Source organism: Alphaproteobacteria bacterium (genome assembly GCA_016124955.1).
GTDB lineage: Bacteria > Pseudomonadota > Alphaproteobacteria > UBA9219 > RFNS01 > RI-461.
Genome location: WGMR01000007.1, coordinates 26,142 through 40,695 on the forward strand (window position 1 = coordinate 26,142; position 14,554 = coordinate 40,695).

Sequence of the window (14,554 nt, forward strand, 5' to 3'; positions counted from 1 at the left end):
TTCGTGCGGGGTTAGGCCGGGGTTATTCTTCGAACGGCGCGGCGGCGGGGCCGTTCGCCGTCAGGGCGATTTTTTCGATCTTCATGCGGGCGTCGCGCAGGCGCGCTTCGCAATGGCGTTTCAACGCGCTGCCGCGCTCATACGCGCCGATGGCGTCATCGAGCTTCGCCTTGCCGTCTTCGAGCTGGCGCACGAGCTTATCGAGCTCGGCCATCGCTTCCTCGAAGCTTAGTTTGGCGATATCGGCCGGGATTGTCGGCTCGGCGCCTGTTTGGGCAGTGCTTTTGGGCATTGGGTTCCTTTACCGGCAGCGACTTTAAGCCGTTTTGCCGGCCTTGATCAAGCCTTACCGGCTTCCATCAGGCTAAGCACATGCGCGGCCGCGCTGCGCGCCAGGGCATCGATATTGTAGCCGCCTTCCAGCACCGAAACCACGCGCCCGCCGCATTGCCGCGCCGCCATGGCGCACAGCGCCCGCGTGGCGGCTGCGAAATCTTCTTCCAGCAGACTCATGCCCGCAAGCGGGTCATTGGCGTGCGCATCGAACCCGGCGGAAATGAACAGAATTTGCGGTTTCCATGCTTCAAGCGCGGGCACGGCCTGGCCTTCGATCGCGGCCATGAAGGATTTTCCCCCCGCGCCCGCAGGCAGCGGCACATTGAGGATGTTGCCGTGCCCGCCATGTTCGTTCGCCATGCCGGTGCCGGGATAGAGCGGCGACTGGTGCGTGGAACAGAAGAAGGCGCGCGGTTCGCGTTCCGCCCATGTCTGGGTTCCGTTGCCGTGGTGCACATCGAAATCGACAAGCGCCACGCGTTCAAGTTTATGTGCGGCAAGCGCGTGCGCGGCGGCGATGGCGATATTGTTGAAGAAACAAAAGCCCATCGGCGTTTGCGGTTCGGCATGGTGGCCGGGCGGGCGCACGACGCAAAAGGCGTTTTGAACCTCGCCCGCCATCACGGCATCGACGGCCGCGATCCCGGCGCCTGCCGAACGCAGCATCGCCTTGCCGGAGCCGGGCGAAAGGATGGTATCGGTATCGACCGGGAAGAGATTTTTTTCCGGCACGCTTGCGAGCATGGCTTCGACATAGGCGCGGGGATGCACGCGCGCGATCTGTTCCACGCCAGCCTTGGGCGCTTCGCGCCGCGCCAGCGCCACGAATTCCGGCCCCGCCAGCGCCGCCATCACGGCATCGTAGCGGGCGGGCTGTTCAGGGTGGCCTTGCCCGGTATCGTGGTTGTGGCAGGCATCGTGGCTGAAAAGGGCTGTTGTCATGTTACCAATATTAGTTATTTCGCAGCGCACAGGGGAAAATATGTATAGGGGATGACCAGTTAATAACAGTTATTAAATGAAACGCTAATAGCTTGATATCTAATAAATTGTTCAATATTGATAATGACTTAGCAACATGGCATGTAAATAGTACTTATATTGTCCTGTTTGCGTTACAATGCCCTTGTACGCCCCCGGTCTTTAAATTACCCGGGCGTTCTTCGCAGGAAAACATGAAAGGGAGCGCCGCGATGCTGCGCCTGAACAAATTGACGGACTATGCGGTCGTGCTTTTGACCACCATGAGCGCGCAGAATCGCATTACCACGGTGACAGGGCTGGCGCAATGCACGGCCATTCCCGCGCCCACGATCGCCAAGGTGCTCAAGCGGCTCGCGAAATCGGATATCGTAACAGCCCAGCGCGGCGCCGCCGGCGGTTACCGGCTTGCGCGCCCTGCCGTCTCAATCACCGTCGCCGACATCATCACCGCGATGGACGGGCCGATCGCGCTGACCGATTGCGCCGAGGGCCACCAGAAAACCTGCGGCATGGAACATAGCTGCAGCATGCAGGGCCACTGGAACAAGGTGAACCTTGCGATCCGCGCCGCGCTTGAAAACGTCACGCTGGCCGATATGACATCGCCCGCGCTGCGTGCGCTGCAGGTGGAAGATATGCCGCGAACCGGCGCGCAGGCGTAAGGGAACGCGCACATGTCATCGCAACCCGCCCCCCGCAACCCGGCCCCGGCGCCCGATATCAAGGCGCTGGCCGAGCAGAAATACAAGTGGGGCTTCGTCACCGAGATCGAGGCCGACCGCGCGCCCAAAGGTTTGAGCGAGGATACGGTACGCTTTATTTCCGCCAAGAAGGGCGAACCCGCATGGCTGCTGGAATGGCGGCTGAAGGCCTTCCGCCATTGGCTGACGATGAAGGAGCCGGACTGGGCCAAGGTTAAGCACGCGCCGATCGATTATCAGGATGCCTATTATTATGCCGCGCCCAAGCAAAAGGACGGGCCGAAGAGCCTTGATGAGGTCGATCCGGAGCTTTTGAAGACCTACGAAAAGCTTGGCATTCCGCTGCGCGAACAGGAAATGCTGGCGGGCGTGCAGCCCGCTTCCGCGCCGCCGCGCGTGGCCGTGGACGCGGTGTTCGACAGTGTTTCGGTCGCCACGACATATAAAGAGACACTGGCGGCAGAGGGGATCGTTTTCTGCTCGATCGCCGAGGCGGTGCGCGAACACCCCGAGCTGGTGCAGCGCTATCTCGGCACCGTCGTTCCGGCGGGCGACAATTTCTTCGCCGCGCTCAACAGCGCGGTATTCACGGACGGCTCGTTCGTTTATATCCCCCGCGGCGTGCGTTGCCCGATGGAGCTTTCGACCTATTTTCGTATCAATGCCGCCAACACCGGGCAGTTCGAGCGTACGCTGATCATCGCCGCCGAAGCCAGCCATGTTTCATACCTTGAAGGCTGCACCGCGCCCAAGCGCGACGAAAACCAGCTGCATGCCGCGGTGGTGGAGCTGGTCGCGCTCGACGACGCGCAGATCAAATATTCGACCGTGCAGAACTGGTACCCCGGCGACGAAAACGGGAAGGGCGGCATTTACAACTTCGTTACCAAGCGCGGCGACTGCCGCGGGCGCAATTCCAAAATTTCCTGGACCCAGGTGGAAACCGGCTCGGCCATCACCTGGAAATACCCTTCTTGCGTGCTGCGCGGCGATAATTCGGTGGGCGAATTTTATTCGGTCGCCATCACCAACAATTTCCAGCAAGCCGATACCGGCACCAAGATGATCCATATCGGCAAAAACACGCGCTCGACCATCGTATCCAAGGGCATTTCGGCAGGGCGCGCCGACAACACCTATCGCGGGCTGGTGAAGATCATGCGCACCGCGCACGGCGCGCGCAACCACACGCAATGCGACAGCTTGCTTATCGGCGACCGTTGCGGCGCGCACACCGTGCCCTATATAGAGCAACGCAACCCGAGCGCCAGCGTCGAGCACGAAGCGACCACGGCCAAGATCAGCGAAGACCAGCTTTTTTATTGCCGCCAGCGCGGGCTTACGGCCGAAGAGTCGGTCGCGCTGATCGTCAACGGGTTTTGCAAGGAAGTGCTGGCCGTGCTGCCGATGGAATTCGCGGTCGAGGCGCAGAAATTGGTTGGCATCAGTCTGGAAGGAAGTGTCGGATAATATGCTTGAGATCAAGAATTTACACGCCGCCGTTGACGGCAAGCAGATTTTGAAGGGGCTGGACCTGGCCGTGCCCTTGGGCGAGGTGCATGCAATCATGGGCCCGAACGGGGCCGGGAAATCCACGCTTTCCTATGTGCTGGCGGGGCGCGAGGGCTATGACGTGAGCGAAGGCAGCGTGCGCTTCAACGGCGCCGATTTGCTCGCGCTTGAACCGGAAGCGCGGGCGGCTTTGGGCCTGTTCCTTGCGTTCCAGTACCCCGTTGAAATCCCGGGCGTCAGCAACACCGTGTTCATGAAAACCGCGCTGAATGCCGTGCGCCGGGCGCGCGGGCAGGATGCGCTCGATGCCATGCAATTCCTCAAGCTGGTGCGGGAAAAGGCCGGGCTGCTCGGGATCGGCGAAGACATGCTGAAGCGCGCGGTCAATGCCGGTTTTTCGGGCGGCGAGAAGAAGCGCAACGAGGTTCTGCAAATGGCGCTGCTGGAGCCTGCCTTGTGCGTGCTCGATGAAACCGACAGCGGGCTCGATATCGATGCGCTGCGAATCGTGGCCGACGGCGTCAACGCGCTGCGCGCCGAAAGCGCGGGCGGCAAGGTCCGTGCCATGCTGGTAATCACGCATTACCAGCGCCTGCTCGATTACATCAAGCCCGACCGCGTGCATGTGCTGGCGGACGGGCGCATCGCGCGTTCGGGCGGGCCCGAACTGGCGGCGCAGCTGGAAGCGGAAGGCTATGGCGCGCTGGCGGACAAAAGCGGAGGCAAGGCGGCATGACGCTGGCGGGGGGCGAAAAAATCACGCATCTGGTTGCGCTGGACTGGAACGGCACGCTGCTGGCCGACGCGCGCATCATTTTCGCCTGCACCAACCATATTTTGCAGGTGATGGGCTACGACACGATCGATTTTGCGACCTACCGCAACGCCTATGACATTCCGATCGACCGGTTTTACGCCAATATCGGCGTGGGCGCGGATGTGTTCCACACCCGCACCGATATCACCTATACGTTGTTCCACGACACTTACGAAAGCATGGCGCAATCGGCGCGGCTGCGCCGCGGCGCGCGCGAGCTGCTTGGGCTTTTGAAAAAGCGCGGCATGCATGCGGTTGTGCTGAGCAACCACAATGTGCCGGATATCGAGCGGCATATCGAACGGCTCGGTCTGGACGGCGCCATTACAGCCGTGCTGGCGCATGAAGAGCGCAGCATGAAGACGCGCCGCCGCCGCAAGGCCGAATTGCTGTCCGATTTCATCGCGCATCACCGCATTGCGCCGGAAAATGTGATGGTTGTGGGCGACAGCCATGAAGAAACCCAGATCGCGCACGATCTTTCGCTGACCGGGGTCGCGATCACCGACGGGCATGTTTCGACCCCGCGGCTCAAGGCGGCCAAACCGCACTACCTGATCAACCATTTGCGCGAAATGGAAAGCGTGATGGATGCGCACGGTTTCGGGGGGGTGCGCTGATGCTGCAGCAATGGATCGAACGGGCCGCCGGCGAACGGGAAGCGTGGAAATACACCACGCTGAAGCCGCTTGCCGCCGAAACATACCGCGCCGCGCCGCCGCCGCGCGCAAGCATCGACCGGTTGCCCAGCATTATGCCCGACGCAGCCGACCGGCACCGGCTCGTATTCGTGGACGGGTATTTGCAAAAGGCGCTGTGCCTGCTTGGCGGGCTGCCCGAAAACATTATCAGCGGCGATACCGACAGCGGCTATGATATTTCCCTTAGCAAGGAAACCTGCCTTGCGGTTGCGCCGCTCGAACTTATTCATGTCGCGACCGCCGATGACGGGCCGCGCACCGGCAATACCGAAATGCGCATCCGGCTCGGGGCTTCCGGGCGGCTGACCCTGATCGAACATCATCTATCGTTGGGCGGTTCGCCCTATGTTGCGCTGCGCGAGAACAAGATCATTCTCGGTGACCACGCCAAGCTCGTGCATGTGCGGCTGCAGGGTATGGATACGGCGCACACGCAGCTGACGCATAGCGAGATCGCCGTGGCAAGCGGCGCGTTCTATGACCAGTTTGCGCTTACGACCGGCGCGGGGCTTAGCCGCCATGAAGTGCGCGTGCAGCTGTGCGGCACCGGCGCGCAGACGCGGCTTGCGGGCATGATGCTGCTGCGCGGCCGCCAGCATGCCGACACAACAACCCTGATCGAGCATCTTGCACCCGCAACCTCGAGCCGCGAAGTGTACCGCACCGTGCTTGACGGCAGCGCGCGCGGCGTGTTCCAGGGCAAGATCCTTGTGGCGCCGGGCGCACAAAAGACCGACGGCCACCAGCTAAGCCGCGCCCTGATGCTTTCCGGAACCGCCGAGATGAACGCGAAGCCGGAGCTTGAGATTTATGCCGACGACGTGAAGTGCAGCCACGGCGCGACGGTGGGCCAGATCGACGAAACCGCGCTTTTCTATTTGCGCAGCCGCGGCATTCCCGCGCCGGACGCGCGCGCGCTTCTGGTGCGCGGGTTTGTCAGCGAACTGATCGATGAAGCGGCGTTGCCGGTGGTGCGCGAAGAATTGCATGCCCGTGTCGGCAGCTGGCTGGAAGGAGCGGGATCATGACGGCGGGCAGCAGACAAAACAAGGCGTCGGAGTTGTTCGCCTGCGCGGCGCCGCAGACCTATGATGTCGAGCGCATTCGCGCCGATTTCCCGATTTTGAATGAGCGCGTGCATGGGCGCCCGCTCGCTTACCTCGATAGCGCCGCTTCGGCGCAGCGCCCGCGGCAAGTTCTGGAGGCGATGACGCGTTTTTACGAACGCGACTACGCCAATATCCACCGCGGCGTACACGAACTTTCGCTGCGCGCGACGCAAAAATATGAAGACGCGCGCGAAAGCGTGCGCCGTTTTCTGAACGCGGGCGCGGCCGAAGAAATTATCTTCACCCGCAACGCGACCGAAAGCATCAATCTTGTGGCCGCATCCTTCGGGCACGCTTTCTTCAAACCGGGCGACGAGGTTGTGGTGACCGAGCTGGAGCACCACGCCAATATCGTGCCCTGGCAACTGCTTGAACGGCAAATCGGCATACGGGTCGTGCCCGTGCGCATTTCCGACGCGGGCGAGGTAAGTGCGGAAGATATCGCCGCCGCCTGCACCGGAAAAACCAGAATGGTGGCGGTTGCGCACGTATCGAACGCGCTCGGCACCATTTTGCCGGTGGCCGATATCGTGCGCGCGGCGCATGCGCGCGGCGTGCCGGTACTGGCGGACGGCGCGCAGGCGGTGCCCCGCATGCGTGTGGATGTGCGCGCGCTGGATTGCGATTTTTATGTGTTTACCGGCCACAAGCTGTATGGCCCGACCGGGATCGGTGTGCTGTATGGCAAGGCCGAACATTTGCGCCGGATGCCGCCCTATCAGGGCGGCGGCAGCATGATCACGGAAGTGAGTTTTGCCGGCACCGGTTTCCGCGAGCCGCCCTTCCGCTTCGAAGCCGGCACGCCGCCGATTGCGGAAGCGATCGGCCTTGCGGCCGCGATCGATTATATCAGCGCCATCGGCATCGACCGTATTGCCGCGCATGAAGACGATTTGCTGCGCTATGCCGAAGACAGGCTGAACGATATTGCGGGTTTGCGCATCATCGGCACTGCGCCGGAAAAGGCCGGGATCATTTCCTTCGTTCTAAGCGGCGTGCACCCGCATGATGTGGGCACCGTGCTGGACCAGCATGGCGTGGCGGTGCGCGCCGGGCATCATTGCGCCCAGCCGGTGATGGAACGCTACGGCATACCCGCCACCGTGCGCGCCTCGTTCGGCATGTACAGCACGCGCGCCGAAGCGGATGCGCTTGCGGCGGCGTTGCGGGTGGCGCAGGACTTGTTCGGATGACGGGCGCCGTTGAAATGGACGATCTGCGCGAGCTGTATCAGGATCTGATCCTCGATCACGGCAAGAACCCGCGCAATTTCCGCGCCATCACGGGCCCGCACCGCGAAGCGCTGGGGCACAACCCGCTATGCGGCGACCGGCTTGTTTTGCACCTGACCCTTGACGAAAGCGATGTGGTTACCGATATCGCATTTCAGGGCACGGGTTGCGCCATTTCGATCGCGTCCGCTTCGATCATGACCGAGATGCTGAAGGGCCGGACGCGGGACGAGGCGGAAAAGCTGTTTACGGCCTTCCATGCCGCCTGCACCGGCGGCGGGCAGCAGATGCCGGGGGACGTGGACGCGGACGACCGCGCGCGAATCGCGGCGCTGGCCGGCGTGCGGCATTACCCGGTGCGGGTCAAATGTGCGACGCTGGCCTGGCACAGTATGCAGGCGGCGCTGAAGGGCGACGAGAAGATTTCAACGGAGTAGGGCGTGGACGAAACTGCAACCGAGGCAATGAAGCAACAGATCATCGAACAGATCCGGACGGTGCACGACCCCGAAATACCGGTGAATGTTTATGATATGGGGCTTATCTACCGGCTTGAATTGACGGAAAGCGAAAGCGGCGCGCCCGATTGCGTGATCGATATGACGCTGACCACCCCGGCTTGCCCGGTGGCGGGCGCGATGCCCGGCATGGTGAAGGAAGCGGCGGCGCGCGTGCAGGGGCTTGCGGACGTAACCGTGAACCTGGTGTGGGACCCGCCATGGACCGCCGCGCGCATGAGCGAGGCCGCGAAACTTGAATTGAATATGTTTTGAAGGATGCTGGCATGACCGACCATTCCATGACCGATATTGCAGGCCCGCAGGAAAAGCCCGTGCAGGCCGCGCCGGGCGCGCCGCCGCAGGCGGTGACGCTGACCGCAGGCGCCGCGCAGCGCGTGCGCGCCCTGATCGCGCAGGATATTGACGCCAACCCCGGGCGGGCGGAGATGGAAACGCCGGTTGCGCTCTGGGTCGGGGTGAAGACCAAGGGCTGTTCGGGGCTTAGTTATGACATGCGTTTCGTCAGCCGCGCCGAGGCCGAAAGTTTTGCGGCCATGAAACGTTTCGAGCGGCCCGAAAAGGTGGAAGCCGGGGGCGTCACGGTTTACGTGGATGGCAAAGCCAGCCTTTATCTTGTGGGAACGACGATGGATTGGGTCGATGACGGGCTGGGCGCGAAATTCGCCTTCATCAACCCCAACGAGAAGGGCCGCTGCGGCTGCGGCGAAAGCTTCCACGTATAGGGCTGCGGGCTAGTGCCTTGGCGGCGGCGGCCCGCCGTGCAGCCACTTCCGGAAAGCGCTGTTGCGGTCACCCACCTCATAGACCGCCGCGACGCCAAGCATAAGAAGAAACCAGCCGGAAAATAAAATAGCCAGACCGACCGCCCCGGCCACGATTAAGCCAAGCCCGCATATCTCCGCCCCGACGGATTGAATGGACTGAAGAATCGATTTTCGTTCGGGTTCCATAAACAGCCTTCAAATATACGCATCCGGATTATGCCGCGCATCATAGAGCGGTGTGCCGCGCGCAGGCAAGCGCCGCCGATATTGCGTTATTAACCATAGTGACAAGATAAGGCGTTGCGATACTATAGCGCCCATGCAGCTTTTCATGACCGGCACCGATACCAATGTGGGCAAGACCGTCGCTTCGGCCTGGCTCGCGCTGCATCTGCGTGCCGATTACTGGAAGCCGATCGAGACCGGCGCGGACGAAGGCAGCGATGCGCATCGTGCCGCCGCGCTGGCCGCGTTGCCCGAACAAAATATCTGGAAGCCGGTTTACCGTTTGCACGAACCGCTTTCGCCGCACGAAGCAGCCAAGCGCGCGGGGGTGAAGATCAATCTGGGACAGTTTTTGCGCCCCAACACGGCGCGCAACCTTGTTGTGGAAGGGATCGGCGGCGTGATGGTGCCGCTTAACGACCGCGACATGGTGGCGGATTTAATCCGGCACCTTGGGTTGCCTGCGGTGCTGGTGGCGCGCTCGGGCCTTGGCACCATCAATCACAGCGTGCTTTCGCTGCGCGCGCTGCGCCGGTTCGAAGTGCCGGTGATGGGCGTGATCATGACCGGCACGCCCGCGCCGCACAACCGCGAGGCGATCGAGCAGTTCGGCAAAACCAGGGTGCTGGCCGAAATTCCATTGCTGGACGAGGTCACCACAGAAACGCTGCGCGCGATCAAGCCGCGCGTGCCGTTCGATGCATGGGTTGGGACGTAGGGCGCGCGGCATTGCCGTCGCACAAATAGTCGGCCAACAGATATGTGAACCTATGTTTGCTTGGGTCCACCGCAATTACAGTAAGCCTGCCCGCCGTTTCTTGAATGCGCGAACAATGCCGTGGAGGATGTTGCGTACGCGGAAGACGCCAGCGCCACGATTGAACCAAACTTTGCGAGCGGCGCCGCGGCCATGAAAAGACCGGCCAGAACGCCGCCAAAACCGCTGGCAACAAGCACACCGCCTGCCGCCGCAAAAAACGCAGCACCTGCGCCGATGCGGCCTATTTGACCCAAAACAGGCTTTTCGAGCCGGTTGCCAAGTTCAACCATTTTATTCTGGAACAGCCAGGCTGCGCCAATAGAAAGGCCAAGCGCGGCGACAATCGGCCAAGTAATGGCAAGAGAAGATGTCAGGACGCCAAACGAATAGAACCATGCCAGGCCTGCGGTGGCCGCCGAACCAGCGGCGATGCCGCCATCAAGGATCATTTCGCGCGTGGTCTTTGGCTCATGTTTGTTGCTGGGACAATAAGCGCTGCCGCCTTGCCGTGCACTCAATAATAGCGACCCGGCCGAAATACCGAGAACGCTTCCGGCCAGCACGATGCCCATACCGGCCAGCACAAGCGGGTTGGTGGCCATAAGCGCTGTAACAAGATGCGCGCCAAAGCCGCTTGCGGTAAGTGCGCCTGCAGCGGTTGCAAAAAGCGACGTTGCCGTAATACTGCGCCCCCATTGGTTATACTCGGGCTGTTCCCTGAGAATGCCTATGCGGACCATGTGGTGCTGAATAAAAGGAACGGCAATCATGGAGGCGGCGAACGCCCCGACAACGCGCCACATCAGGTCAAGCCCGGGCGTTAGCGCGCCAAGCGCGAAGACCCATGCGGCGCCCGTCAGAAATGCCGCGCCCGCAGCCCATGCCGCATGAATAAGGGATTGAGTGTCTGTATCTTTTTTTGTTTTGTCGGCAAGTTTATCGATATCGGCAGTGGTGGCGTCCATAACTATTCCTTAAATACGTCTATCAGTTTTTTTGCACGAAATAAAAAATCTTTATCGCGGAAACATTGGCACAATTCAAACTGTCTCTTCACACAGAAAGTATGAATTGCGTACGGCATGCAATTCCCTGACAATCAAGTCATTTCGCAAGGCACGTTTAGGGTTGTTCCGTTGCGATTTCAAGAGAAAATGGCAAACGACACCCACGCACCTGCTGAATGTTGCTTTGTTTTAGGAGGTAGTTGCAGGAAAAGCTGAATTTGCCTATCCCTGAAGAGTTGTTAACTATAAAGGCATAACCTTCTTCATCTTGTGAATAGGTGTTTACCATGTTCCGCCCGCCGCTCAAGAAGCTTTCCGCGAAAAGAAGAAAGCCCGCCCGCAAGCAGGAAGGCCCGCGCCCCGTCTATCGCAAGGATTACAAAGCACCCGCCTATCTGGTCGATACCGCCGCGCTTGATTTCGATATCCGGGATAAACGCACGCGCGTCGCTGCAACATTGCAGATGCGCCGCAACCCCGCGCGTACGGAAAAGAACCTGCCGCTTTGGCTGGACGGGGAGGGGCAGGATCTGATTTCCGTTTCGCTGAACGGGCGCACGCTTTCCGCGCGCGACTACGCACTTTCCGAACACGGCTTGCAGATAAAGAAGGTGCCGGCGAAATTCACGGTTGAGATTGTGAGCGCGCACGACCCGCAGAAAAACACCACGCTTTCCGGGCTTTACGCTTCGGGCGGCATGCTTTCCACGCAGTGCGAGGCGGAAGGTTTCCGCCGCATCGCCTATTATCCCGACCGGCCGGATGTGCTTGCGAAATTCACGGTGCGGATCGAAGCGGATGCGAAGACATATCCCGTGCTGCTTTCAAACGGCAACCTGCTGGCCAAGGGAAAGGCGGGCGGCGGGCGGCACTGGGTGAAGTGGCGCGATCCGCACCCCAAGCCCTGTTATCTGTTCGCGCTGGTGGCCGGGCGGCTCGGCAAGGTTAGCGACCGGTTCGTGACCAAGGACAGGCGCCGCGTGCTGCTCGAGATTTACACCGAGCCCGGCAACGGCGACCGGGTGAAGATCGCGATGGATGCGCTGAAAGCGGCGATGCGCTGGGACGAAAAAGCCTACGGGCTTTCCTACGACCTCGATCGCTTCATGATCGTCGCCGTCAGCTTCTTCAATATGGGCGCGATGGAGAACAAGGGGCTGAACATCTTCAATTCCGACTGTATCCTCGCGCGCCCCGATATCGCGACCGATGCCGATATCGCTTTCGTCGAGCGCGTGGTCGGCCACGAATATTTCCATAACTGGACCGGTAACCGCATCACCTGCCGCGACTGGTTCCAGCTTTCATTGAAGGAAGGTTTGACGGTATTTCGCGAACAGCAGTTTGTGGGCGCGATGCATGACGACGCGCTCGAGCGCGTGCGCGCGGTGCGGGCGCTGCGTTCGCGCCAGTTCGCGGAAGACGCGGGCCCGACCGCGCACCCCGTGCGGCCGGACAGCTATTTGACGATCGACAATTTCTACACCGCCACGGTCTATGAAAAGGGCGCGGAAGTTTGCCGCATGCTGCACACATTGCTGGGCGCGGAAGGCTGGCGGCGCGGCATGCAGCTTTATGTGAAGCGGCATGACGGCAGCGCCGCCACATGCGACGATTTTGCCGCCGCGATGGCGGACGCAAACCGCATGGACCGCGCGCAATTCATGCGCTGGTACGAACAGGCCGGCACGCCGCGCCTTGCGGTTACCAGTAAATATAACGCCCGGCAAAAAATGCTTTCGCTGACCGTGCGGCAAAGCTGCCCGCCGACGCCGGGGCAGGCGGCGAAAAAGCCGTTCCATATGCCGTTCGCGGTCGGCCTTCTCGATAGCGAGGGCCGCGACATGGGCGGCACGCATGTATTGCAGCTTCGCGCCCCGGTTGAACGTTTCAGCTTCACGAAAGTGCCGGAAAAGCCGGTGCTTTCGCTGCTGCGCGGTTTTTCCGCGCCGGTGCGGCTCGAATACAATTATAGCGACGAGGATTTGCTGTTTTTGCTCGCGCATGACAGCGACGCCTTCAGCCGGTATGAAGCCGGGCAAACGCTGATGCGCAAATATTTGCTGGCCGCGATGAAGGGCAAAAAGACAGCCGCGCCGCCGCCCGCTTTTACGGATGCGCTGGCGCGCGTGCTGGCCGATCGCGCCATCGCGCCCGCCATGACCGCGCTGATGCTGGCGCTGCCTTCGGAGCATGAGATCGGGCTCGAGCTCGCGGCGCGGGGGCAATTGATCGATCCGGACCGCGTGCACCGGGCGCGCGAAAGCGTGCGCGGGCAAATTGCCGGGCGGCTCGAGGCGGATTTCGCCGCGCGCATGCAGGGGCTGAAGCCCGATGCGCGCAAGGCGGACGGCAAGACGCAGGGCGTGCGCGCGCTGCGCAATCTGTGTCTCGGTTACCTGATGGCGGCGGACGAAAAAGCGTATGCGCCCGCGGCCATGAAGCAATTGCGTTCATCGAACAGCATGACCGACCAGGTTGTGGCGCTGGCGCTGCTGGCTTCAAGCGCGGCACCGGAGCGCAAACCCGCGCTCGATCACTTTTATCGCCGCTGGCAAAACCACGAGCTGGTGATCAACAAATGGCTGGCGGTGCAGGCGGGCGCTTCGCGCACCGATACGGCGGCTGCGGTGGCCGCGCTGCTGCGCCACAAGGCGTATGACAGGAAAAACCCCAACAAGCTGCGCGCGCTCGCGGGCGCGTTCGGCCACGGCAACCCGTGGCGCTTCCATGCGCCCGACGGTTCGGGCTACCGGCTTGTGGCAGCGGAAGTGCGCGCGGCCGACCGGCTTAATCCGCAGGCGGCGGCGCGGCTCGCGCTCGCGTTCGAACAATGGCGCGCCTTTGAACCGAAGCGGCAGAAGCTGATGGAAAAAGAGCTGAAGGCGCTGCGCGCGCTCGGTGCCGGCAAGGGCGGCATTTCCCGCAATCTTTTCGAAATTGTGGACAAGGCGCTTGTGGCCGGCAAAAAGCCCCGTAAATAGACGCCCCGGCCCCGGCGTGACCATGCCGGTTGCTGCCCCCTTGCCACGGATGCGGGGGGATGGGTAAAGTGGCGGCCTTGGTACTTCCCGCCCCACCGGCTCCAAAAAAGGTTTGCCCGATGCGTATTCGCCTGCTCATCCTCGCCGCGCTTCTCGTTCTTGTCGCCCTTCCCGCCGCCGCCGCCCCGAGCCGCGCGCAGGATATGATCATGGCCGCGCGCAGCGAACGCATCGTGCGCGCATCGCCCACCCCGCCCGCGCGCGTGATCCCGACCCCGCCGCCGCGCGTCGTCGATCCCTATGCGCTGCCCGATCTGCTTTCCTTCGCCGGCGGCTATTACGATTTCAACGAAAACCACCCGCGCAACGAATCGATCGATATCCGGCTCGAGCATCGCTGGGGCATGTCTTTGCTGCCCAAGCTTTCCGATTACTTCCGTTCATGGAACCCGTATGTGCAGATGCATCCCATCGTCGGCATGCATGTCACGACCGATAGCGCCTTTTACGGCTTCGGCGGGCTGGCGTTCGATTTCCTGATCGGCGATAACTTTATTATCACCTGGAGCGAGGCGGTCGGCCTATATGACCGTGGCCATGGCAAGCGTCTTGGCTCGGTGATCGAGTTCCGCTCGCAGCTCGAAGCCGGTATCCGCTTCGACAACGAAATGCGCATAACCGCCGCCGTCAGCCATCTTTCCAACGCCGGCATCACCGGCTGGAACCCGGGCGTGAACATCATCGGCGGCTACATCCACATTCCGACCAACTGGATCTTCAACTACTGAATTTTGCCAAGCCGGTAATCTGTCCGGCCCGGCGAAACCGGTTTCGCCCGAAGCAGAGCCGCAAACAGGCGGTTTTATGTGCCCCGGCCCGGGCGCGCGCGTGATCGTGATTG

General features: G+C 61.6%; 16 protein-coding genes. 12 read left to right on the top strand and 4 right to left on the bottom strand.

The window, feature by feature from the left end; all coding sequences use genetic code 11:
* Positions 1-22: 22 nt before the first annotated feature.
* Together GC131_06015 and GC131_06020 are read right to left on the bottom strand one after the other, a co-directional pair.
* Entirely contained in the window at positions 23-292 is a 270-nt protein-coding gene (locus tag GC131_06015) for an exodeoxyribonuclease VII small subunit (protein ID MBI1273620.1), read from the bottom strand.
* A gap of 47 nt (positions 293-339) precedes the next feature.
* The gene (locus GC131_06020) at positions 340-1,278 is read right to left on the bottom strand and encodes a histone deacetylase family protein (protein ID MBI1273621.1); all 939 of its coding nucleotides are present in this window, start codon (positions 1,276-1,278) and stop codon (positions 340-342) included.
* 251 nt (positions 1,279-1,529) lie between these two features.
* Here GC131_06020 and GC131_06025 point away from each other — a divergent pair, with 251 nt between their 5' ends.
* Genes GC131_06025 through GC131_06065 form a run of 9 tightly spaced genes read left to right on the top strand, consistent with a single transcriptional unit; the run spans position 1,530 to position 8,635 of the window.
* Complete coding sequence (locus GC131_06025; GenBank protein ID MBI1273622.1) at positions 1,530-1,982, top strand: SUF system Fe-S cluster assembly regulator; 453 nt, start codon at positions 1,530-1,532, stop codon at positions 1,980-1,982.
* Positions 1,983-1,994: 12 nt separating this feature from the next.
* The gene (gene sufB / locus GC131_06030) at positions 1,995-3,491 is read left to right on the top strand and encodes a Fe-S cluster assembly protein SufB (GenBank protein ID MBI1273623.1); all 1,497 of its coding nucleotides are present in this window, start codon (positions 1,995-1,997) and stop codon (positions 3,489-3,491) included.
* Between the two features lies 1 nt (position 3,492).
* Positions 3,493-4,269, top strand: coding sequence for a Fe-S cluster assembly ATPase SufC (gene sufC, locus GC131_06035; protein MBI1273624.1), 777 nt, complete (start codon positions 3,493-3,495; stop codon positions 4,267-4,269).
* Positions 4,266-4,970, top strand: a complete 705-nt coding sequence (locus GC131_06040; GenBank protein ID MBI1273625.1) for an HAD hydrolase-like protein — start codon at positions 4,266-4,268, stop codon at positions 4,968-4,970. The genes sufC and GC131_06040 overlap by 4 nt, the downstream gene beginning before the upstream one ends.
* On the top strand, positions 4,970-6,079 hold the full coding sequence (sufD, locus tag GC131_06045; protein ID MBI1273626.1) for a Fe-S cluster assembly protein SufD: 1,110 nt from the start codon (positions 4,970-4,972) through the stop codon (positions 6,077-6,079). The genes GC131_06040 and sufD overlap by 1 nt, the downstream gene beginning before the upstream one ends.
* Complete coding sequence (sufS, locus tag GC131_06050) at positions 6,076-7,353, top strand: SufS family cysteine desulfurase (protein ID MBI1273627.1); 1,278 nt, start codon at positions 6,076-6,078, stop codon at positions 7,351-7,353. Before sufD ends, sufS begins: the two co-directional genes overlap by 4 nt.
* A 14-nt stretch (positions 7,354-7,367) precedes the next feature.
* Positions 7,368-7,829: an SUF system NifU family Fe-S cluster assembly protein gene (locus tag GC131_06055; protein ID MBI1273628.1), complete on the top strand. Its 462-nt coding sequence runs from the start codon at positions 7,368-7,370 to the stop codon at positions 7,827-7,829.
* 27 nt (positions 7,830-7,856) lie between these two features.
* On the top strand, positions 7,857-8,165 hold the full coding sequence (locus tag GC131_06060) for a DUF59 domain-containing protein (GenBank protein MBI1273629.1): 309 nt from the start codon (positions 7,857-7,859) through the stop codon (positions 8,163-8,165).
* 26 nt (positions 8,166-8,191) lie between these two features.
* Complete coding sequence (locus GC131_06065) at positions 8,192-8,635, top strand: iron-sulfur cluster assembly accessory protein (protein ID MBI1273630.1); 444 nt, start codon at positions 8,192-8,194, stop codon at positions 8,633-8,635.
* 9 nt (positions 8,636-8,644) lie between these two features.
* Here GC131_06065 and GC131_06070 read toward each other — a convergent pair whose 3' ends face one another.
* A complete protein-coding gene (locus GC131_06070) occupies positions 8,645-8,863 on the bottom strand; it encodes a hypothetical protein (protein ID MBI1273631.1) in 219 nt (72 codons plus the stop codon).
* A 133-nt stretch (positions 8,864-8,996) separates the two neighbouring features.
* On the opposite strand from GC131_06070, the gene bioD reads away from it, so the two are divergent.
* Positions 8,997-9,620 (top strand): dethiobiotin synthase, encoded by a 624-nt coding sequence (gene bioD / locus GC131_06075; GenBank protein ID MBI1273632.1) that lies wholly within the window; start codon positions 8,997-8,999, stop codon positions 9,618-9,620.
* Between the two features lie 50 nt (positions 9,621-9,670).
* Here bioD and GC131_06080 read toward each other — a convergent pair whose 3' ends face one another.
* The gene (locus tag GC131_06080; GenBank protein MBI1273633.1) at positions 9,671-10,627 is read right to left on the bottom strand and encodes a hypothetical protein; all 957 of its coding nucleotides are present in this window, start codon (positions 10,625-10,627) and stop codon (positions 9,671-9,673) included.
* Between the two features lie 329 nt (positions 10,628-10,956).
* Here GC131_06080 and pepN point away from each other — a divergent pair, with 329 nt between their 5' ends.
* Both pepN and GC131_06090 read left to right on the top strand, forming a co-directional pair.
* Entirely contained in the window at positions 10,957-13,653 is a 2,697-nt protein-coding gene (gene pepN, locus GC131_06085; GenBank protein MBI1273634.1) for an aminopeptidase N, read from the top strand.
* A gap of 59 nt (positions 13,654-13,712) precedes the next feature.
* The gene (locus GC131_06090; GenBank protein ID MBI1273635.1) at positions 13,713-14,441 is read left to right on the top strand and encodes a hypothetical protein; all 729 of its coding nucleotides are present in this window, start codon (positions 13,713-13,715) and stop codon (positions 14,439-14,441) included.
* Positions 14,442-14,554 lie beyond the last annotated feature (113 nt).